General features: G+C 72.1%; 19 protein-coding genes. 5 read left to right on the top strand and 14 right to left on the bottom strand.

The genetic code is table 11. The features are described 5' to 3' along the window. Window positions 1-368 precede the first annotated feature (368 nt). Both VNG13_09935 and VNG13_09930 read left to right on the top strand, forming a co-directional pair. The gene (locus VNG13_09935) at window positions 369-1,172 is read left to right on the top strand and encodes a ParA family protein (protein HVA60837.1); all 804 of its coding nucleotides are present in this window, start codon (window positions 369-371) and stop codon (window positions 1,170-1,172) included. Then, a complete protein-coding gene (locus VNG13_09930; GenBank protein ID HVA60836.1) occupies window positions 1,169-2,071 on the top strand; it encodes a ParB/RepB/Spo0J family partition protein in 903 nt (300 codons plus the stop codon). Before VNG13_09935 ends, VNG13_09930 begins: the two co-directional genes overlap by 4 nt. A gap of 11 nt (window positions 2,072-2,082) precedes the next feature. Here VNG13_09930 and VNG13_09925 read toward each other — a convergent pair whose 3' ends face one another. Together VNG13_09925 and VNG13_09920 are read right to left on the bottom strand one after the other, a co-directional pair. Further along, entirely contained in the window at window positions 2,083-3,030 is a 948-nt protein-coding gene (locus VNG13_09925; protein ID HVA60835.1) for a D-alanine--D-alanine ligase, read from the bottom strand. Window positions 3,031-3,077: 47 nt separating this feature from the next. Further along, the gene (locus tag VNG13_09920) at window positions 3,078-4,391 is read right to left on the bottom strand and encodes a PLP-dependent aminotransferase family protein (protein HVA60834.1); all 1,314 of its coding nucleotides are present in this window, start codon (window positions 4,389-4,391) and stop codon (window positions 3,078-3,080) included. 181 nt (window positions 4,392-4,572) lie between these two features. Between VNG13_09920 and VNG13_09915 the strand changes: the two genes are divergently transcribed. After that, on the top strand, window positions 4,573-5,193 hold the full coding sequence (locus VNG13_09915; protein HVA60833.1) for a GNAT family N-acetyltransferase: 621 nt from the start codon (window positions 4,573-4,575) through the stop codon (window positions 5,191-5,193). A gap of 39 nt (window positions 5,194-5,232) precedes the next feature. On the opposite strand, the gene VNG13_09910 is transcribed toward VNG13_09915, so the two are convergent. The 3 genes from VNG13_09910 to trxB all read right to left on the bottom strand — a co-directional run bounded on the left by VNG13_09910 (window position 5,233) and on the right by trxB (window position 7,860). After that, on the bottom strand, window positions 5,233-6,342 hold the full coding sequence (locus VNG13_09910; protein ID HVA60832.1) for an N-acetylmuramoyl-L-alanine amidase: 1,110 nt from the start codon (window positions 6,340-6,342) through the stop codon (window positions 5,233-5,235). Between the two features lie 195 nt (window positions 6,343-6,537). Beyond that, a complete protein-coding gene (gene trxA / locus VNG13_09905; protein HVA60831.1) occupies window positions 6,538-6,843 on the bottom strand; it encodes a thioredoxin in 306 nt (101 codons plus the stop codon). A gap of 84 nt (window positions 6,844-6,927) precedes the next feature. Then, window positions 6,928-7,860, bottom strand: coding sequence for a thioredoxin-disulfide reductase (gene trxB, locus VNG13_09900; protein HVA60830.1), 933 nt, complete (start codon window positions 7,858-7,860; stop codon window positions 6,928-6,930). Between the two features lie 75 nt (window positions 7,861-7,935). Here trxB and VNG13_09895 point away from each other — a divergent pair, with 75 nt between their 5' ends. Further along, complete coding sequence (locus VNG13_09895) at window positions 7,936-8,538, top strand: hypothetical protein (protein ID HVA60829.1); 603 nt, start codon at window positions 7,936-7,938, stop codon at window positions 8,536-8,538. Here the strand turns inward: VNG13_09895 and VNG13_09890 are convergent. The 9 genes from VNG13_09890 to VNG13_09850 all read right to left on the bottom strand — a co-directional run bounded on the left by VNG13_09890 (window position 8,502) and on the right by VNG13_09850 (window position 18,306). After that, entirely contained in the window at window positions 8,502-9,401 is a 900-nt protein-coding gene (locus VNG13_09890) for a hypothetical protein (protein ID HVA60828.1), read from the bottom strand. The genes VNG13_09895 and VNG13_09890 overlap by 37 nt on opposite strands. Next, window positions 9,388-10,044, bottom strand: coding sequence for an RNA polymerase sigma factor SigM (sigM, locus tag VNG13_09885; protein ID HVA60827.1), 657 nt, complete (start codon window positions 10,042-10,044; stop codon window positions 9,388-9,390). The genes VNG13_09890 and sigM overlap by 14 nt, the downstream gene beginning before the upstream one ends. 17 nt (window positions 10,045-10,061) lie before the next feature. After that, entirely contained in the window at window positions 10,062-11,540 is a 1,479-nt protein-coding gene (locus tag VNG13_09880) for a protein kinase family protein (GenBank protein HVA60826.1), read from the bottom strand. Window positions 11,541-11,734: 194 nt separating this feature from the next. Next, window positions 11,735-12,901, bottom strand: a complete 1,167-nt coding sequence (locus VNG13_09875) for an NlpC/P60 family protein (GenBank protein ID HVA60825.1) — start codon at window positions 12,899-12,901, stop codon at window positions 11,735-11,737. Beyond that, on the bottom strand, window positions 12,901-13,290 hold the full coding sequence (locus VNG13_09870) for a hypothetical protein (GenBank protein ID HVA60824.1): 390 nt from the start codon (window positions 13,288-13,290) through the stop codon (window positions 12,901-12,903). Before VNG13_09870 ends, VNG13_09875 begins: the two co-directional genes overlap by 1 nt. Window positions 13,291-13,368: 78 nt before the next feature. Then, the gene (murJ, locus tag VNG13_09865) at window positions 13,369-14,982 is read right to left on the bottom strand and encodes a murein biosynthesis integral membrane protein MurJ (protein HVA60823.1); all 1,614 of its coding nucleotides are present in this window, start codon (window positions 14,980-14,982) and stop codon (window positions 13,369-13,371) included. Between the two features lie 7 nt (window positions 14,983-14,989). After that, window positions 14,990-17,230, bottom strand: a complete 2,241-nt coding sequence (locus VNG13_09860; GenBank protein HVA60822.1) for a DUF6049 family protein — start codon at window positions 17,228-17,230, stop codon at window positions 14,990-14,992. Next, the gene (locus tag VNG13_09855) at window positions 17,227-17,694 is read right to left on the bottom strand and encodes an NUDIX hydrolase (GenBank protein HVA60821.1); all 468 of its coding nucleotides are present in this window, start codon (window positions 17,692-17,694) and stop codon (window positions 17,227-17,229) included. The genes VNG13_09860 and VNG13_09855 overlap by 4 nt, the downstream gene beginning before the upstream one ends. A 60-nt stretch (window positions 17,695-17,754) precedes the next feature. Further along, complete coding sequence (locus VNG13_09850) at window positions 17,755-18,306, bottom strand: YbaK/EbsC family protein (protein HVA60820.1); 552 nt, start codon at window positions 18,304-18,306, stop codon at window positions 17,755-17,757. 174 nt (window positions 18,307-18,480) lie between these two features. Between VNG13_09850 and VNG13_09845 the strand changes: the two genes are divergently transcribed. Then, window positions 18,481-19,920 (top strand): CCA tRNA nucleotidyltransferase, encoded by a 1,440-nt coding sequence (locus tag VNG13_09845; GenBank protein HVA60819.1) that lies wholly within the window; start codon window positions 18,481-18,483, stop codon window positions 19,918-19,920. Window positions 19,921-19,946 lie beyond the last annotated feature (26 nt).

The following is a 19,946-nucleotide window of genomic DNA, read 5'->3' as shown; positions in this document are numbered from 1 at the left end:
CCAGCGGCGAGTCCGAGCCGGGTTCGTCGATCGCGGGATCGGGGCCGGAGCTGCCAGTCTTCGACCCGGCGGCCGTGCCGCGGCTCCGCGCCCCGGTGGTCCCGCCCGATCCGCCGGCCTCGCTCAGCCTGTCGGTGCCACTGACAGTGCCAGGCGCGCCAGCGCTGTTGCCGCCGGTTTCACGTGAAACCGAGGGTGGCGAAGCCGACGTTTCTACGGCTCCCCCGGCAACCGTTTCACGTGAAACGCCCCCGCTGGCACCCGACGCCGCCCCACTGGCGTGGCGCCCCACCCCTCCCTCTCACGGGGCGCACGCCGCCGCCGAGGAGTCCACGCCCGAGGATGGCCCGGCCGCCGGTGCGGCCGCCATCACCCCCTTCCCGCGGCCCGGTCAGCGCCGCATCATCGCCGTGGCCAACCAGAAGGGAGGCGTCGGCAAGACGACGACGACGGTGAATCTGGCCGCCGCGCTTGCCCTAGGCGGTTGCCGCGTGCTGGTTCTGGACCTCGACCCGCAAGGAAACACCTCGACCGCGTTGTCGGTCGAGCACCGGGCGGGCACCCCGTCGATCTATGACGTGCTGGTGGGGAACCGCGGTCTAGACGACGTCGCGGTCGACGTCGAGGGTCTCCCGGGCTTGCGATGCGTCCCCGCGACGATCGACCTGGCCGGCGCCGAGATCGAGCTGGTCTCGACGGTGGCGCGGGAAAACCGGCTGAAACGGGCTTTCGGTGCGGTTCGGGAGCCCTACGACTACGTCCTGATCGACTGCCCGCCGTCGCTAGGCCTGCTAACGGTCAACGCGCTGACCGCGACGGAGGAGCTGCTCATCCCGATCCAGTGCGAGTACTACGCGCTGGAAGGCGTCGGACAGCTGCTGCACAACGTGGAGCTCATCCGTTCCCACCTCAATCCGGAACTGGTCGTCTCCACGGTCCTGCTGACGATGTACGACGGGCGAACCCGACTGGCCGAGCAGGTTGCCGCCGAGGTGCGTGCGCATTTCGGCCCACGGGTCCTCGCCAGCGTCATCCCCCGCAGCGTTCGAGTGTCGGAGGCACCCAGCTACGGTCAATCGGTGCTCACCTACGACCCTGAATCCCGTGGCGCGCTGGCCTACCTCAGCGCGGCCGCAGAACTAGCCCACCGTCAGCCTAGGGAGAGCCTGTGAACGTGCACCGTGGTCTAGGCCGGGGCCTCGGTGCCCTGCTGCCCGCCAGCCCGGCCGAAGCCGATGCGATCGGGGCCCGGTACGAGGAAATCCCGCCGGACGCGATTGTCCCGAACCCTCGGCAACCGCGGGAAGTTTTCGATGAGGACGCCCTCGCCGAGCTGACCGCGAGCATCCTCGAGGTCGGCCTGCTCCAGCCGATCGTCGTCCGGGAGACATCCCCGGGGGCCTACCAGCTGGTCATGGGCGAGCGGCGATGGCGGGCCAGCCGGAGAGCTGGACTAACCGCGATCCCGGCGATCATCCGGGACACCGAGGACAGTGAACTGCTGCGCGAGGCCCTGCTGGAGAACCTCCAGCGGGAGCAGCTGAACCCATTGGAGGAGGCTGCGGCCTACCGGCAGTTGCTGGGGGACTTCGGGTCCACCCACGAGGAGCTCGCCGAGCGGCTGGGGAAGTCGCGCTCCCAGGTGACCAACACCCTGCGCCTGCTCAACCTGCCACCGGCTGTCCAGCGTCGGGTGGCGGCGGGGACGATCAGCGCCGGGCATGCCCGCGCGCTGCTTGGCTTGGACAGTGCCGAGGCTCAGGAGCAGACGGCGGCGCGGATCATTGCCGAAGGCTTGTCCGTCCGAGCGGTCGAGGAGTTGGTCGCCGTCGGCGACACGTCGATCCGCGCTCGGCGGGGCCGGGCCGGGGCACGGCCGGTCGCGCCGGGTCTCACGGAGCTTGCCGCCCGACTGTCCGACCACTTCGAAACCCGAGTCACGGTGGCCATCGGCCGACGCCGCGGCAAGCTCGCCGTCGAGTTCGGCTCGATCGACGACCTTCAGCGGATCGTGTCCATGATGGGGGTCGATATCTCCCAGCAGGGCATGAACACGGACGTACCCGTCTGACGAGCTGCCGCTCAATCCCGGGCGGCGGCCTGCTGGAGGAGGTCGCGGCACAGGGTGCCGATCTCGAGACCGGCGGCGCTGACCGCCATCGGCAGCAGGCTGGTCTCGGTCATTCCGGGCGCTACGTTGACCTCGAGGAACTCCGGACCGTCCGGTGTCATCACCAAGTCGGTGCGTGAAAGGTCGCGCAGCCCGAGTATCCGGTGCGCGGTGAGGGCGGCGTCGGCGGCGGCGGCGGCTGCCGACGGGTCGAGCCGAGCGGGGACGTGGTAGGTCGTCATGCCGGCCGTGTAGCGGGCGGCGTAGTCGAACGGCCCCTCGACCGGCACGATCTCGACTGCGGGAAGGGCCCGTGGTCCGCTGCCGGTGTCGAGGATGCTGACCGCCACCTCGACACCGGTGACGTAGCGTTCGACGAGGGCCAGCTCCCCGTAGGAGAAGCAGGTCACCATCGCCGCGGGTAGGTTCGCGGGGTCGCGCACCACGGTGGCGCCGAGAGCGGAGCCGCCGCGGGCCGGTTTGACCATGAGCGGGAGGCCGAGGCGCCCGACGATCCGATCCAACACGGCGTTCGCGCCGAGCTCGCGGAATGCCGCGTGCGGAAGGGCCACCGACGCCGGGGTGGCCACGCCGGCGGCAGCCAGGGCCGCCTTGGCGGTCGGTTTGTCGAAGGCCAGTCGGCAGGCTGCCGCCGCGGCCCCGACGAAAGGAATCCCCAGTAGGTCGAGGACGTCCCGGATCGCCCCGTCCTCCCCAGCCACGCCGTGCAACGCCACGAACACGGCGGACGGCGGCTCCGCGCGTAGCAGCGGGAGGAGACCGGCATCGGCATCGTGGACGGTCGCCTCCACCCCGATCTCGCGCAGCGCCTCGGCGACCCGATGCCCAGAGCGCAGCGACACCTCACGCTCGTAGGACAGGCCGCCGGCGAGCACCACGACCCGCTCGACATCAGCCATCTGACACCTCCCCGTCCGCATGGTCGGCAACGGTCATAGGCCCGGCCTCATATGAGGTCCGGTCCCGGTCCCTCGGCCCGGGAGCCCGGGTCCGGCCGGACCGGGGTCGCCCCGAAGGTGGCGCGTAGGTCGAGCTCGGCCTCGAGCACCCCAGCGAGGCGCCGGATCCCTTCCCGGATCCGGTCCGGCTCCGGGAAGCAGTAGGACAGCCGCAGGTGGCCGGCTCCCTCGCCGTTGGCGTAGAACCCGGTTCCCGGGACATAGGCAACCCGGTCGGCGATCGCGCGCGGCAGCATGGCCTTGGCGTCCAGCCCGGCGGGCAGGCTGACCCAGACGTAGAAGCCCCCGGCCGGGCGGGTCCACGTCACGCCGGCCGGCATCAGCTGGCTCAGCGCGTCGAGCGTCGCGTCGCGCCGCTCCCGGTAGATCTCGCGAAACGTCTTGACCTGTTCGAACCACGGCTGGCTGGCGAGATACTCGGCGACGATGAACTGGGAGAACGTCGGCGGGCACAGGGTGGCCGCCTCGTTGGCAAGCACGAGCTTGCTCCGCACGGCGCCCGGAGCGAGTACCCAGCCCACCCGAAGACCGGGGGCGAAGGTCTTCGAGAACGTGCCGAGGTAGAGCACTCGTTTAGGGTCAAAAGTGTGTAAAGCAGGCACCGGATCGCCGTCGAAACCCAGCAGCCCGTACGGGTTGTCCTCGACGACGAGCAGGTCGCCCTGGGCGGCGATCTCCATGATCTCCGGGCGGCGCGACGCGGAAAGCGTCACCCCGGCGGGGTTGTGGAAGTTCGGGATCGTGTAGAGGAACTTGGCTCGTCGGCCGGCCCGTCGCAGCCGGTCGAGCGCCTCGCGGAGGGCGGCCGGCGCAAGCCCGTCGGGGTCGAGCGGCACCTGAACCACTTCGACCTGGTAGGAGGAGAAGACGCCCAGGGCCCCGACGTAACTGGGGGCCTCGGTGAGCACTACATCGCCGGGGTCGCAGAACACCCGCGTGACCAGGTCCAGCGCCTGCTGTGACCCTACCGTGACGACGATGTCGTCGGGATCGCCGTGGATCCCTTCGAGGGACATCACGTCGCAGATGCGCGATCGCAGCCGCGGGTCCCCCTGCGCGGAGCTGTACTGAAGCGCTGCCGTGCCCTGGCCGGCCACCAGCCGGGCGATCATGGCACCGACCGCGTCCAGCGGCAGCGCCGCCAGATTGGGCATCCCGCCGGCGAGCGAAACGACCTCGGGCCGCGACGCGACCGCGAACAGGGCGCGGATCTCCGACGCGGTCATGCCCCGGGTCCGGCTGGCGTAGCTGTCGACGTACGGGTCGAGCCGGTTTCCCGGCGACCCAGTCGGGACGGTCATGCGGCCTCCTCGCGACGCCCAGGTTAGCCGGGCTCGCCGGCTCTAGGCAGCGGTTAATCCCGCGGGTACGATCTTGCGGTCGGGCCGGCCCAGCCGGCGGACCCGCGGCCGGTCCCGGGGTGCGGGGCGCGGCCGGCACCGGGGAGATGCCCAGGTGCCGTGACCACGGCGGAGGCTACGGATGGCCCGGCGCGTGGTGAACATCACCCTCGACAACCTCGACGACCTGCCCCGGCGGTGCCGGCGCTGCGTGTTCTGGGAGCTCGACCCGGTCGGCGGCTCCCGAGCCGAGGAAACCGGAGACACCGAGCTCGAGAAGGAAGCCTGGGTCTCCGCACTGCTCCTCGAGTGGGGAAGCTGCGGGAAGATCGCCTACATCGACGGCGTACCGACGGCGTACCTGATGTTTGCGCCCCCCTCGTTCGTGCCGCGCTCGGTCGCCTTCCCCACCAGCCCGGTGAGCGCCGACGCGGTCCTGCTCATGACCGCCCAGGTGCTCCCGGACTTCGCGGGAGGCGGGATCGGCCGCATGCTCGTCCAGAGCGTGGCGAAGGACCTGACCCGGCGGGGGATCAAGGCGATCGAGGCGTTCGGGGACCTGCATTGGGGGGGGCTCGGGCATTGCCTGCTCCCCGCCGACTTCCTGCTCGGCGTCGGCTTCAAGACCGTGCGGCCGCACCACCGGTTCCCCCGGCTGCGCCTAGAGCTCAAGAGCGCGGTCTCCTGGCGCGAGGACGTCGAGGTCGCGATCGAGCGGCTGCTGGGCTCGATGACCCCCGAGGGCGCGCTCCGCCCGGTATGACGTCGCGCTCGGTGGTGGGTCGGTTCGCTCCGGACGACCTCAGCTGGCCAGGGCGGGGAGCGCCAGCTGTCCGGTGCTGACGTCGAGGTCGCGCGGCAGGTAGAGGCGCCGGATCCCGGCGACGATCGCCTCGGCGATCGTGTCCCGAAATTCCGGGGCGCCAAGGCGGGCCGCGTCACCGGGATTGGTCAGGTAGCCGACCTCGACCCGCACGGCCGGCATCCGGGTCAGCCGAAGCAGCTCCCAGGTCTTGGGGTGCGTCCCGCAGTCGAGCAGGTCGGTCCGCGCGACGATCTCGCCGCGGACCAGGTCGGCGAGCCGCTCACCGACCGCGGAACCCCCCCGGGTGCCGCGGTAGTAGAACGTCGCGACGCCGTTGCACCCCGGGCTGGGCGCGGCGTCGGAGTGCAGCGAGACGAGCAGGTCGGCCCCGGCGTTATTGGCGAACTGGGCTCGGATCTCGTCGGCAGGGCCGTTGTCCGAGCCGCGGGTCAGGTACGCCGCGACACCCACTGCGCCGAGCCGTCCTTCGAGCCGGGCGGCGAGATCCTCGACGACACCCGCTTCATCGAGTCCGTGTCCCTGGGCGCCGCGGTCACGGTCGCCATGGCCCGGGTCGATCACGACCACCTTGCCGGCCAGAGCGGCCCCGCCGGCGAGTAGTCGCATCTCTTCACGCATCATGTCGGGCCGGCCGCCGGTGACCGTCCGGGACAGTTGGCGCAGCGCACGCAACGTCTTCGGACCGCAGGTCCCGTCGGCGACGAGGCCGACGTTGCGCTGAAACTCGCGGAGCGCGGTCGCGGTCCGCGGACCGAGGATGCCGTCGGAACGACCGGCATCGAAACCGAGGTCGAGAAGCCGGTGTTGGAGTTCGGCCACGTCGTCGCCCACGAACGGGTGGGTCACCGAGAAGGAGAGAACCCGATCGCCGAGCTGCCACCGCGCTTCATCGAGCGTGCGATAGGTCTCCGGGCCGACCAGTCCGTCGACGCGCAGGCCCCGGGCCTGTTGGAAGCCGCGGATCGCCCGGTCGCAGTCGTCGTCGAAGGCCTCGCTGCCGTCGACCGGGAGCAGGCCGAGCGCGGCCAGCTTGGCCCGCATCTCGGCGATGGCCGGCCCGACGTCCCCCCGGCGGTACAGGTGCACGAGGCAAGGCTCCCGGAGCGTGGAGGCAGGTGGATCGGCGAATGGTAGCCCCCGCCGGCTCCGGGGGGATCGGCTAGCGGCCCGGGCCATCCCGGAAGTGTTCCGCATCGGCCCCGGGCGCAAACGGCTCCGGTCCCGCGGACAGGGCGCGCGGTAGAGGCCAGCCCCCGCGGTTCGCGGCGGATCGCGAAAGACCTAGAGGAACGGCTCCAGGTCCTTGAGCAGGGCGGCCTTCGGCTTCGCGCCGACGATGCTCTTGACCACCTCGCCGCCGGAGAACACCGACATGGTGGGGATCGAGAGGATCTGGTAGGTCCGGGCGACCTGGGGGTTCTCATCGACGTTGACCTTGGCGATGACGAGCTTGTCCGCATGCTCGCTGGCGATCTCCTCGAGCACGGGGGCGACCATCTTGCACGGCCCGCACCATTCGGCCCAGAAATCCACGAGCACCGGCTTGTCGCTGCCGAGTACCTCCGTCGCGAACGTCGCGTCGGTCACTGTCCTTGTCGCGCCTGCCACCGTGGGGCCTCCCGAGTCGATGCTCCGTGCCGCTGCAACGCCCGGCGGCCCCGCCCGCATTCCTCAGCGGTCGGCGAGTGCGGCTAGGTAGCGCTCGGCGTCGAGTGCGGCGGCGCAACCGGTGCCGGCCGCGGTGACCGCCTGGCGGTAGATGTGGTCGACCAGGTCGCCGCAGGCGAACACCCCGGCCAGGTTCGTGAGGGTCGACGGGTGGTCTACCCGAACGTAGCCGGCCAGGTCGCAGCTCACCTGGTCGCGGAACAGTTCGTTGGCCGGGTCATGGCCGATCGCCACGAACATGCCGCCCACCGCCAGTTGGGACGCCTCGCCGGTGCGCACGTTGCGCAGCGCCAAGCCGGTGAGTCGCTCCTCGCCGAGGACGTCGGTGACCTCGGTGTCCCAGCGGAAGTCGATCTTGGCATTGGCCCGCGCCCGATCGGCCATGATCTTCGAGGCGCGAAGCGTGTCTCGACGGTGAACGACCGTGACCGAGCTGGCGAACCGGGTCAGGAAGGTAGCTTCCTCCATGGCGGAGTCGCCACCGCCGATGACCGCTATCGGCTGGTCGCGGAAGAAAAAGCCGTCGCAGGTCGCGCACGCGGACACCCCGTGGCCGAGCAGGCGAGCCTCGTTGGGCAGATCGAGGTAGCGATACCTCGAACCGGTTGCGAGGATCACGGTGCGAGCGGTGAAGCTCTGCTCCCCGACCCGGACGACCTTGACCGGCTCGGTGAGTTCGACGGCCGTTGCGTCGTCGCTGAGGAAGGTCGCTCCGAAGCGCTCAGCCTGCTTGCGCATGCCATCCATCAGATCCGGGCCCATGACGGCGTCCGGGAACCCGGGGAAATTCTCGACCTCGGTCGTGGTCATCAGGGCGCCGCCGAACTGCGAGCCCTCGACCACGAGCGGGTTCAGCCCGGCTCGGGCGGTGTAGATGGCCGCCGTGTACCCGGCCGGCCCCGACCCGACGATGATCACATCTCGTTCTCCGGTCACCGTCCGCCGCCCTCCGATCTGCTTGCCGGCTCAACCGAGTCTACGGATCGGGGATTCCCATGGAAGGCTGCCGCTGTGCTCGATCCGCCGCTGCGCTGCGCCGCCCATCCCGGGCGCCCGGCGGCCGACCGCTGCCCGGTGTGCGACCGGCCCCGGTGCGGCGCCGATCGACCGATGGACCCGCGGCGCGGCTGTCGGGTTTGCGCCGGTCGCCCACCCCGGTCGGTCCGGGCCGGCCCGGGGCGCCTCGAGGGCGCGGTCCGGGCAGCCCTCGCGGCGTCGGTGGCCGGGATGGTCGGTGGCCAGGTCGCCAGCGAGTACGTCGGCGCGAAGGTGTTCTCGATCGTCACCCCAGCTCTGGTCGGGGTGGCCTGTGGGATCGCCGCGATTGCCGCCGGGCGGATTCGGCCGCGGGAGCACGGCTACACCCTGCTCCGGCTGATCGCTGTTCTCTACGCGGTGATCGGGACCGGCTACGGCTTCCGGTTCGTTGTGGGCCATCAGGATCCGTTCGGGCCCGCCGGGCAGGTCGTCCCCCCGTACCTCGGTGCGGCGCTCGGCGCCTGGCTATGGACGCTGCCTCCCCGCCGGCGCAAGCCGGCGGCGGCGCGGTCCGACGCCGCGCCAGATCCCGGGCAGGTTCAAAGCCCCGACGGTCGAGGAAGCCGCGCCACGTAGAGGGTCGCGTCGTGCCCTGCCGCGCACTCGGCCCCTTCGACGTAGACGTCGACGAGTTGCGGATGGGTGGACACCGGAAGCACGAAGATGGCGGCGGGCACGCCGCCGAACGTGCCGAGGTCGACCGCGAGCGGCTCGATGATCGGCAGCGGCGCCGAGAGGACGTCGAGGCAGGCGGTCATCGCCGCCGGGTCGGTGCGCAGCCGGTTCAGCAGCAGGGTCGCCCGGGTTTGCGCCGGCCCCGCGGTTCCGGCGGCGGAGCCCCCCGGTGCCGAGCCGGAGCCCGGGCCCGAGCCGGAGCCGGAGCCGGAGCCGGAGCCGAGGCCCGACAGCCCGCCGGATCCGGCCGCTGGGGCGCCGGCGAGGCTCGGGAGGAGCTGGCCGAGGTTGGCCTTGGTGTACGCCCGGCCGCTGTCGGTCAACCGGAAGGTGGTCGGTGCACCGGCGGTGACCGAACCGGGGGGCGCAGAACCGACGCCGGCCGGCTTCGACCCGGTGAGCTCGAGGGCACCAACGGTGATGCCCGCGATCAGGGCCACGGCGGCGGCGGCGGCCGACAGCCCGGCGAGACTCGGTCCGCGCCGCCGGCCTGTGCTCGGGACCGAGGTGAGCGCTGCCACACCGACCCCGCGGGCAGCCGCTTCGAGGCTGGCGTCGAGCCGATCGCTGACCGGGCCCGGCATGCGGGCGCCCCCGAGCGCGGCGAGCTGGCGGGCGACCTCCGCGACGCTGGCGCGGGCCTGTTGGCAGATCGAGCAGGAGCGCAGATGCGCGGTGACCGCGGCCACATCTGCGGGCGGGAGAATGCCTTCGGCCTCCTCGGCCAGGGTGTCGTGATCTAGGTGACCGTCAGACGTCCACATGTCCGGGGTTCACCTCCTCCGCGCCGCCCGGGTCGGTCACCGCGCCGCCATTCGGGCCGGTCAGTGGTCCCGTCACCGATCCGACGTCGCGGCCGGCGGCCGGGTTCCCCCCGCGGAGATGCGCGAGTTGCGGGGCGAGCCTGGCCCGCCCGCGGGCACAGCGGCTCTTGACCGTCCCCGCTGGCACCTCGAGGATCCGCGCCGCATCCTCTACCGAGTGCCCGGTGACGTCCACGAGGACGAGCGCGAGACGTTGCTCGATCGGCAGCGTCGCGAGGGCGGCCGCCACGTCGATCGCGGTGTCGACCTCGGCGACCGCGTCGCGCCGATCCGGCGGCTCCGTCTCCGGCATCGGGTCGGTGGGGCGGGTCGACCGCCGGCGAACGAGGTCGAGGCATGCGTTGACGACGATCCGGTGCAGCCAGGTCGTCACCGCCGCGTCCCCTCGGAATGAGCCGGCCGACCGGAAGGCGGACAGCAGCGCGTTCTGCAACGCGTCCTCGGCGTCTTGCGGGTGCCCGAGGGTGCGCAGCGCCACAGCCCAGAGTCGGTCCCGGTGCTGGTGAACCAGTTCGCCGAACGCCACCGGGTCCCCCGCAACGTGGCGGGCGAGCAGGTCGGCGTCGGGGGAGACGTCCCGCACCGTCGGAGGGTAGCCGGTCAGCCGTAGAACGCGACCTCGGCCACGCCCTCCTGGTAGGTGTTGTTCCCGACGCTTGGCAGTCGGGTCAGCCAGACGAGCCAGTACCGCGCCGACACCGGCTGGGCCGGGGTCAGGGTGAACGTCTGCGGCGTGTTCTCCATCGCCGCGGCCAGCCGGAACTCCGGCGCGTCCGCGCCGACCCGGTCCGCCGCCCGGAGCTGGACCGAGGCGCCCGGCAGCACAAACGCGACCCGGACCGCCCGGATCCGGCGCGGCGAGCCGAGGTCGATGAGTAGCCCGGTTCCCTGCTTCAGCCCACCGAAGTTCGGATTCCCGTAGTACCGCGAGGTGTACCAGGCCGTCGCCGGGTCCCCGTCGACGGCGAGCCGGACGGCCTGCGGATTCTCCGGTCCCGTTCCCTCCGGGTTGAAGTCGCTGACCGCGGACACCGGGATCGGAGCGAACGGCGACGCACCCCCGGACGGGGTCGGGGCGGTGAAGGCGGGGATGCTCTGCGGCGGCGGTGGCACCCGGCCAACCTCGACCCCGACCAGGTAGGACACCAGCCCGATCGCCACCAGGCCGACCAGCGGAACGACCCGCCGGGCCCAGACGCGGAGGCGGCTCGGGGCCCGGTCCTCCGGAGCAGCCCCGCCGCCGACGCCGGGCGGCGTTCGGGGCAGCGGTTGAAGCAGCGCAGCCGCCTTCGCCGGCGTGTCGACCGCGGGCAGTGCCGGGTCGAGCCCCAGCAGCCGTTCCGCGACCGAATCGAGTTCCCGCGGGACCGCGGCGCGCACCTGGCGCGGCCGGCAAAGGCGGCCGGCGCGCATCGGTGCGGCCGGCAGGCCGCCGGCCGGCTGCACCGGCCAGTACCCGGTGAGCGCGGCGTAGAGCAGCCCACCGATGGCTCGGGCATCCTGGGCCTGGCGGTGCTCGGGGCTGATCTCCGCGTCCTCACGGGCGATGACCCGGGCCACCTCGAGGTCGGTAACCTTGACCGCTCCACCCGGGTGGAGCAGGACGTTGCCGGGGTGTAGCCGTCCGTGACAGGCACCGGCCCGGATCGCCTGGTGCAGGGTGTCGGCGACCTGCCAGGCGACATCGGTTGCCTGAGCGGCGGAGAGTAGTTCGGCGCGGACCAGCGCGCCCAGGCTGGGCAGGTCGAGCCACTCGCTCACCACGTAGCAGTAGCGGCCCCGGCCGACCTCCAGCTCGTCGACGTCGAGAACCCGGGCCAACCGAGGATCCGTCACCCGTCCCGCCCGGGAGACCGCCTCGCGGATCTCCTCGGCCTGGACCCCCCCGGCTGCCCGACGTCCGCTCACCGGAACGACCTTGACCGCGACCGAACGGGCCAGCACTTCGTCGAGCGCCCGCCAAAGCGAGCACGCGGCCCGTTCGGCGCGGAGCCGTTCGAGTCGGTACCGGCCGCCGAGCAGGTCCCCGGCCTGGACCGGGAGGGGCGGGGCGGCGGCTGCCGGTCCCCTCGCTGCCACCGCGGCCTCCGCCTTGTCCCGGGATGTTGTGCGAGACGGGAGGACCCCGGTCCGGCCCCGGCCGCTGCCCAATGGTACGGGCGGGGGGCGGCCGGGGGGCGCGTCAACCCAGGCGGCCGACCAGGAAATTCGACGTCCGGATCTGGGTCAGTCGGACGTAGTTCCCCGGAACGGCTCGACCGGCCCCGGCGGTGTCATCCGATGCGGGCGGAGTTGGGTGTCGCAGGCCCGGTCGCGGGTCCGGCCAGGGTGCCGGTCGGACGGGTCGCCCCGATGTAGCCGTCGAACCACACCGGTTGGATCTGGACGACGGTTCCGGTGTGCGGCGAGTCGATCATCATGCCGTCGCCGAGATACATCCCGACGTGATGGATCGTCGTCGGGTCGTTGACGTCGGTCGCCCAGAACAGCAGGTCCCCGGGCGCGAGTGCATTGAGCGCTACATGCGGGCCGGCGTTGTACTGGTCGGCGGCCACGCGCGGCAGCGCGACTCCCGCCTGCGCGTACGCCCACTGGGTCAGCCCGGAGCAGTCGAAGACGGTCGGTCCGCTGCCGCCCCAGACGTAGGTGTCGCCGAGCCGGCTGCGCGCCGCGACGATGGCGGCGGCGGCAACCGAGTTCGGCGGGACCGTGTTGCTGAAGGTGGCGCCCTGGGCCGTGATGAGGGCCGCGGATGCCTGGGCCGCGCTCCGGGCGGCGGCCGCGGCCACCGCCTCGGCCTCCAGCTCGCGGACCTGGCTCGTCGCGGCCGCCAGGAGCTGCTGGGTCTGGGCCAGGTCGGCCTCGACCACGGCGGCCGCTTGACGAGCGGCCTGTTGCAGGGTGGTCGCGGTGGCGGCGGCCACCGCCAACTGGTGCGCGACGGTGGCGGCGGACAGCACCGCCGATCCGATTCCGGCGTTCGAGACCTGCGCGTGGTGCAGTACGGACACCGCGTCCTGGTAGCGGGTGACCACGTCGCCGAAACTGTCCCCGCTGAGAACGGTCGCCATCAGTCCGAGCTGGCCACCGTCCTGATAGAGCGCACGGATCTGGTCCTGGAAGGCGGACTGGCCGTTTCGTGACTGTTGCTGGATCTGCTCGAGCTCGGTCTGGGCCAGCAGATGGTCGGTGACGGCCTGCCCGAGCTCCGTCTCGATTTCGTCGTAGTGCTCGACGGCGACCTCGGCTTGGGTCTGGAGCCGGCCCACCTGGGCCGCCAGCGCGGCGGCGCGGGATTGGGCGGACCCCACCGGATCGGCGGCGGCGACGCCGGGCAGGACGAGCGCCGCGGTGGCCAGGACCAGCGCCGCGGTACCCACGACGGCGGACCCGGTGAGCAGGCGCCTGCCACGCCGCCGGGCGGTCGGGGGAACCGTCATCAGTTGGTCGGCCCCCCATGGCCCGTTTCGGTGACGGTGGCGTACTTGCGCAGCCCCCCGAGATGCTGGAGGACGACGGTGACTGCGGTCTTGCGCAGGGCGAGAGTGACAGTTCCGTCCGAGGCGATCGAGAACGAGGAAGCGATCAGCGTCTCGCCGTGCTCCGCGGCGACCGCCGTGGCGGCGTTGAGGGCGGCCACCGGGTCGTGGGAGTAGTGCCAGCTGTTGCTCGCAGCCAAGGCGGCCGTGTCTGCGTCGTCGGAGGTGCCCAGGGCGGCCGCGGCGACGGAGATCGTGTCGAAGAGCACGACGGCCGCGATGGCGAACCCGACGACGATCTTCGTGAACCAGCCGAGGACGACGTCGCCCGCGTCGGATGCCCAGCACACCCGGGAAGATTGGTCCACAGTCCCGAGTCGGCTGTTCCCGGTGCGTTCTTGAGGCGCCGCGCCGGCTATGGCCTCGAGTCAGGGGCGGATCCGGCCGCCGACCAGTCCGCCGATCTCGCGGACCTCAGGTATGCGCATCCGCAGGACGAGCCAGACGTAGAGCGGGGTCGCCGCCCCGGCGCCCGCTAGCAGGCCGAGCGCCGAGCCACCAGCGCCGTCGCCGGCCACCCTGGTCAGCAGGTGCGCGACCGCATAACCTAGCCCCGCGGCTAGCGCCCCGGCCACGCCGAGGCGCACCAGGGTCCGGGTCAGCCTTGCCGGCCGGGTGATCCCGAGCCGGCGGCGGAGGAGTACGGCGAAGCAGGCATATCCGGCGATGTAGGACAGGGAGTAGCCGAGCGCCAGCCCGACTACTCGTTCTCTGGGGGGCAGCGCGACGAACAGGACGAGGTCGGCGAGCAGGTTGACCGAGTTGACACCGATGTTGACCAGCGCGGGCGTCCGCGTGTCGCGCAGGGCGTAGAAGGCTCGCAGCTGCATCTGGAATCCCGCGAACGGCACCAGGCTGACGGCGTACGCGGCGAGGGTGGCGCCGATCAGCCGGCCGGTGCCGAGGCTCAGCGTGTGGTGGGCGAAGAGCACGGCGCCGACCAGCGGGCCGAGGGCGATCGCGCCGAGCTCGGCCGGGACCAGGACCACCGCAGCCAGCTTGAGGCCGCGGGACAGGTCGGCGGAGACGTCACCGAGCCGGCCGTCGAGCGCGCTGGCGCTCATCCGGGGCAGCAGCGCGGTGATGACCGAGACTGCGACCACCGCGTACGGGAGCGACACGAGGACGAACGCGTAGACGTAGATCGTGAAGGTGCCCGGATAGCGCGCCGCGAAAGCGAGCCGGGTGATGACCAGGAAGGCCACCTGGTTGGCCAGCACGTAGACGAGCACCCATCGCCCGAGCGCGGCCGCCGGGCGCAAGCCCGCACCGCGCAGGTCCCAGCGCAGCCGGAACCGGAAGCCGGTCCGGCGCAGGGCGGGGAACAGGGCGAGGGTCTGGGCGACGATGCCGAGCGTGGTGCCCAGTGCCAGCAGGAGTGTGGCCCCGCCGGACACCCGGCCCGCGACCACGTCCCGGCCGCGGGTTACCGCGATGAACAGCCCGCCGGTGACGATGACGACGGCATTGTTGAGGACCGGGGCCCACATCGGAGGGGCGAAACTTCCCCGCACGTTGAGGATCGCGCCGAGCAGGGCACCCACCCCGTAAAAGAGGATCTGCGGGAGGAAGTAGCGCGCGAAGGTGACCGCCAGCCGTGCGGCGGCAACCTCGCGCGTTCCGCCGACGTAGAGCCGGATGATCCACGGGGCGAGCCCGATCGCGAGCGCCGTGGTGACGGTCAGCCCGACGACGACGACCGTGAGCAGACGCTGGGCGTAACCGTCGCCACCGTCGCCGTCTCGGCGTGCGGCGGCGACGAGCAACGGCACGACGACGCTGGTGAGCACCCCGCCGAGCAGCAGCTCGTAGACGATGTTCGGGATGGTGTTCGCCGTGTTGTAGGCGTCCCCGATGGTCGTCCCGATCGCGGCGGCGATGACGATGGTCCGGAGGAATCCGGTGCCTCGGGAGAGCAGGGTGCCGACCGCCATGCTCCCGCTCGAGCGGATCAGCGTGGACGGCAGTGCCGCCCGGCTCACCGGCGGATCACCCGCCGCCCGCCACCGGGCGGCCGCGCCGGGCGCCCCGCGCCCGACGGGTGAGCCGGATCGCGACCGCGAGCAGCAGGACCGCGAACGCCCCACCGGTGATGCCGAGGGCTAAGGCGCCGTACGCGGTGGAGTCGATGAGGAGCTCGGTCTGCGGACCGTAGGGCCTTCCGGTCGGCGTCTTGAGCTGCACCCGGACCGGGAACACACCGGTCGTCTGCAGGGTCATCCCTACCTGGACCTGGGTCTCGTCGCCGGGCGGGATCGCCGGGATCGCCCCGACCTGGGTGACCTGCGCCTGTAGTCCGCCGTCCACGAACAGCCCCACGATGACCGGCTCGGGCAGCGCGTTGCGGATCGAGATCGGGACCGTGCCGCGGTGGCTGGTGAGCGTCACCTGTCCGGTCGTGGTGACCCGCACACCGCCGATGTCGGCCGCGAGATCGCCGGCGACCGCCGAGCGGACGCGCAGCCCGCCGCCGGGGTCGGACTGCCAGGCTGACGACACGCTGCGCAGCAAGCCGGTCTCCAAGGCGCGGACCAACGGGTCGGTCGCCCGTGGGCGGGTGAGGATCGCCTCGAGCTCGTCGAGCTGCGCCTGAAGACCGCCGACGGCCGCCAGGTAGCCGGCGCTGAGCTCCTCGCTCCGAGCGGACGCGGAATAGCTCAACGGTTGGCGGGCGGTCCTGGCGATGGATCCGTCGGCGAGAAGTTCGGAAATATTCATCGGAACGAGCCACGGTGCGTGCCCGGTGTCCTCGAGCAGCGCCGCCGCGTAGGCCGGGCTGGGATCCCACTGCCGGTCCGGCGCGATCACCACCGCGCGCAGGAGGCTGGGGAACTCGTAGTTGATGAACAACGTTTCGGCGAGGAAGCGTTGCTCCGCGAGCCGCGCCGTGGACGCGGACCCGGCGGCGCCCTCGGTGACAATCGCATCGAGAGTGTCGTCGGCGACGAGGACGTTCACCGGGCCGGTCGGGGTGGCCAGCGGAGGGCTCGCGGCGCTCGGGGTGTACTGCTCGGAGGCGGGGGGGAGGGCGTTGGTGGAAAGCAGGACCGTCCGCGTCCCGGTGGCGGCCAGGGCGTCCAAGGTGGCCCCGTCGAGGGCACCGGCCGGCGGCCAGCTGGTGCCCGGGAGCGGCTCGGCCGTTGACGCGCTGGACCACACCGAGCCGCCTATCCGCTCGGCGGCGGCGATTTGGCTGTCGAGTCCAGCGTGCTCGAGGGCCACGATGTCGGGGTCGGCGTAGGGCAGACCGAGCAGGTCCCCGCCGGTCAACGCCTGGCTCAGGGCGTGCAACCATCCGGCTGCCGCGGCCCGACCCCGGCCGGGTCGGCCGGCGACCTGGTATCCGGCGGACATCGCTTTGGCGTCGTCGACGAGCATCGGGTCGACCGCCCAGGTGAGCGCCACCGGCTGCGAGGGCAGGACGGCCGCCCGGGCCGGGGTTGCCGGCTGACCGGTTCCGGCGGCAGGTTTAGCGGCCCGGAACGGCTGGCCGGGCCTGGTTGGCAACTGCTCCGCCTGGACCCCGGCGGCGACCAGGCCGCCCAGCCGCCCGCCCGCGGAGAATTCGGCGGCGAGCTGGTCGTCGAGGAACCCGGCAGCCGCACGGTGCGGCCGGTCGGTGACCGGGAGCACCCAGCCCAGCGGGGTGCGCGGAGGGTAGGTGAGGCCCACCGGCCACCAGGGAAGGAACGTGTGCAACACCGAGACCTCCGGGCTGCCATCGCTCGCGCTGCCCTGGATTTCGATGCCGATCGGATAGCTGCCGACCCCGGTGAGGCCGAGGGCGTTCACGGGTGTGCCGAGCCGGAACGCGGCTGTCGCACCCGGGGCGAGGCTGGGGGCGACCTGGTGAAAGCTTCCGTCGACGACGGCTCCGAACTGGTCGTCGGTGACCGCGAAGGTGTCGAGCTGGCTGCGTGTGGAGAAGCGGTCCGGGCTGAACAGCATGAGCTCGGACACGGAGGTGACCGTAGTCGCGGAGCGGTTCGTGACCCGGCCGGCGAGCACGAGCGTCTGTCCCGGCTGCGGGATGGCCGGGGTAAGGCTGGTGATGGTGAGCTCGAGCGGAGTCGCCGGCGGGGCGGCGACCGCGGTCGGGTTCGGTGACGCGCTCGTGTTCACCGGTCCGGGGGACGCCGGTGGCCCCGGGTCTCCGCCGCGCGCTCCGGCCGCTACGACGCAGAGCAGGGCGGCCGTGCCGACGGCGAGCCGAAAACCGGCAGGCGTCACGCGGTGTCCGACAGCAGCTCCGGGACGCGGTCGAGGAGTTGCCGCTCGGTCGGGTAGGCGAGCTGGTCCCGGACGTCGGCGAGCGGTACCCAGCGGACCTCGGTCACCTCGACGTCGGCGTCGGAAAGCTCCCCGGTCTCGGCGACGAGCAGGAAATGGTGGACGGTCTTGTGCACCCGCCGGTCGTCGGCGACGAACCAGAAGTCGATCGTCCCGAGCGGGGCCAGGACCCGCCCGGTGATCCCGGTCTCCTCGGCTACTTCGCGGACCGCGGCGTCGGCCGTGCTCTCGCCCGCCTCGACGTGACCTTTGGGCAGCGACCAGAGAAGCCGGCCGCGCCGATCCAGCCGGCCGATGAGCGCGGCGCGAGGGCTGGGCCCGGGGCCGTCGACGACCAGCCCCCCAGCGGAGATCTCCTCGACCTTGCGCAGCCGCCGGCGCGGAGAGGGGCGGCGCTCGGACACCCCGCGATCGTAGACCGAGGATCGGGGGACGCCGGGCGGCCTAGCCGGGCCTAGCCGGGCCTAGCCGGGCCTGGGAAGCAGGATCGACGCCGGTGGGCCCGCCACCGGGTCGCCGTCTAGATCCGGCAGCTCGATCAGCGGTTCGGACGCGTTGCAGAGCTCGGCGACGCGAGCCCCGGTCACCGCCAGCAGATCCTCGGTCGGGATACCCACCGCCGTGCCGCTCTCCCCGGTCGGGACGTATACGACCGCTGCCCGGGGTACGGCCGCGTCGCAGAGCACGGTGACCTCCGGCGGCAGCAGCAGCGGTGCGACGAGGCCGGCGGCGTAATCGGTGCTCGCGTTGATCAGGTCCGCGTCGGCGACGCGCAGCGTTCGGGCCCGCAGCAGCGTGAGCAACCTGGCCGGGTCCGGGACGTCGCCGGCCCGGACCAGGACGGCGACCAGATCTTCGTCGGCGAGGTACACCCGCACCGCGACGCATCGGTCCGCCGGCAGCCCGAGCGCCTCCGGCAGTTCGTCGGCGGCCAGGACGAGTCGGGGCAGCCGGACCACCTCGTGCGGGACGTCCCGCACGAGCAGCTCTCGGTGGATATCGAGTGTGCCTTTCACCGGTCTCCGTTCTAACGACATCCGGTCGTCCCAGCAGGTCACACTAGGCCGATCGGAGGCGGCTGGATACCCCCGAAACGGTGAATACCCGCGAGCCGTCCGCCACAACCCCGAACCACATCAACGCGCTCCGGACATAGGTTGTGCCCCGTGCCCGACGACCTGCCGCCTGCGCTGAGCGCCGCTCAACGCCGCGGGCTCGCCGAGCTGCTCCGGGTCGCCCCGGTGGTCGGCGAGCTCGGCGAGCGGTTCACGGCCGCCGGGCACGAGATCTACCTGGTGGGCGGCTCGGTACGCGACGCGCTCCTGGGGCGGCTCGGCCCGGACCTCGATTTCACCACGGACGCCGAGCCCCCCGTGATCCTCGAACTGGTCCGCGGATGGGCGGAGGCGACCTGGGAGGTGGGCATCGCGTTCGGCACGGTCGGACTGACCAAACACGCCCACACGCTCGAGGTGACGACGTTCCGGGCCGACGCCTACGATCCGGCCAGCCGCAAGCCGACCGTTCGTTTTGGCAGCCGACTGGAGGAGGACCTCCTCCGCCGCGACTTCACCGTGAACGCGATGGCCCTGCCGATCCCGCTCGGCGCCGGATTGATCGACCCGTTCGGCGGCATCCGGGACCTCCTGGCCGGTCGGTTGCGCACCCCGGGGGCGCCGGAGGACTCCTTTGGCGACGACCCCCTCCGGATGCTCCGCGCGGCCCGGTTTCGCGCCCAGCTCGGGTTCGAGGTGGACCCGGCGGTGACCGCGGCCGCCTCAGCCATGGCCGAGCGACTCGGGATCGTGAGTGCGGAACGGATCCGCGACGAGCTGTCGAAGCTGATGCAGGCGGCGAACCCGCGGCTCGGCCTCACCTTCCTCGTCGAGACGGGGCTGGCCGAGCGGATCCTGCCGGAGCTTCCCAAGCTCCGCCTCGAGATCGACGAACATCACCACCACAAGGACGTCTACGAACACACCCTCACCGTGCTCGAGCAGGTGATCGGCCGCGAGCCCTCCGGTCCTGACCTGACGCTTCGTCTGGCCGCGCTGCTGCACGACATCGGCAAGCCCAAAACCCGATCCCTGGAACCCGGCGGGCGGGTGTCCTTCCATCACCACGAGGTCGTGGGGGCTGCGATGGCCCGCGGCCGGCTCACCGCGCTGCGCTACCCCAAGGAGCTGGTCGAGGACGTCGCCCGGTTGGTCGAGCTGCACTTGCGGTTCCATGGGTACTCCAGTGGCGAATGGACCGACGCGGCCGTCCGCCGCTACGTGCGCGACGCTGGACCGATGCTCGACCGGCTGCACGCTCTCGTGCGCTCCGACTGCACGACCCGCAACCGGCGCAAGGCCGCTGCCCTGGCCGCGACGTACGACACGCTGGAGGCCCGGATCGCGGAGCTCGGGGCACGCGAGGAGCTGGCCCGGTTGCGGCCCGACCTGGACGGCCAGCAGGTCATGGACATCCTCGGCATCCCGCCCGGGCCACTCGTCGGCGAAGCCCTGGCCGCTCTGCTCGAGCTCCGAATCCAGCACGGGCCGCTCGGTCGGGAGGCCGCGATCCGGGCCCTGCTGGAGTGGGCCGAGGCGCGCGGAATCCCCCCGACCGGGACTACCTCGGATTAGTCATTTCGGGCCATGGAGACGGCGCC

It is taken from the genome of Mycobacteriales bacterium (genome assembly GCA_035533475.1).
Taxonomy (GTDB): domain Bacteria; phylum Actinomycetota; class Actinomycetes; order DATLTS01; family DATLTS01; genus DATLTS01.
This window is presented reverse-complemented; position numbering and strand designations above follow the sequence as displayed.

What these genes read in the sequence shown, in the direction of transcription:
- VNG13_09925 (HVA60835.1), bottom strand. Translation starts at nt 3,030, where the DNA reads ATGGCTGATGTCGAGCGGGTCGTGGTGCTCGCCGGCGGCCTGTCCTAC.
- VNG13_09920 (HVA60834.1), bottom strand. Translation starts at nt 4,391, where the DNA reads ATGACCGTCCCGACTGGGTCGCCGGGAAACCGGCTCGACCCGTACGTC.
- VNG13_09915 (HVA60833.1), top strand. Translation starts at nt 4,573, where the DNA reads ATGGCCCGGCGCGTGGTGAACATCACCCTCGACAACCTCGACGACCTG.
- VNG13_09890 (HVA60828.1), bottom strand. Translation starts at nt 9,401, where the DNA reads ATGTGGACGTCTGACGGTCACCTAGATCACGACACCCTGGCCGAGGAG.
- VNG13_09875 (HVA60825.1), bottom strand. Translation starts at nt 12,901, where the DNA reads ATGACGGTTCCCCCGACCGCCCGGCGGCGTGGCAGGCGCCTGCTCACC.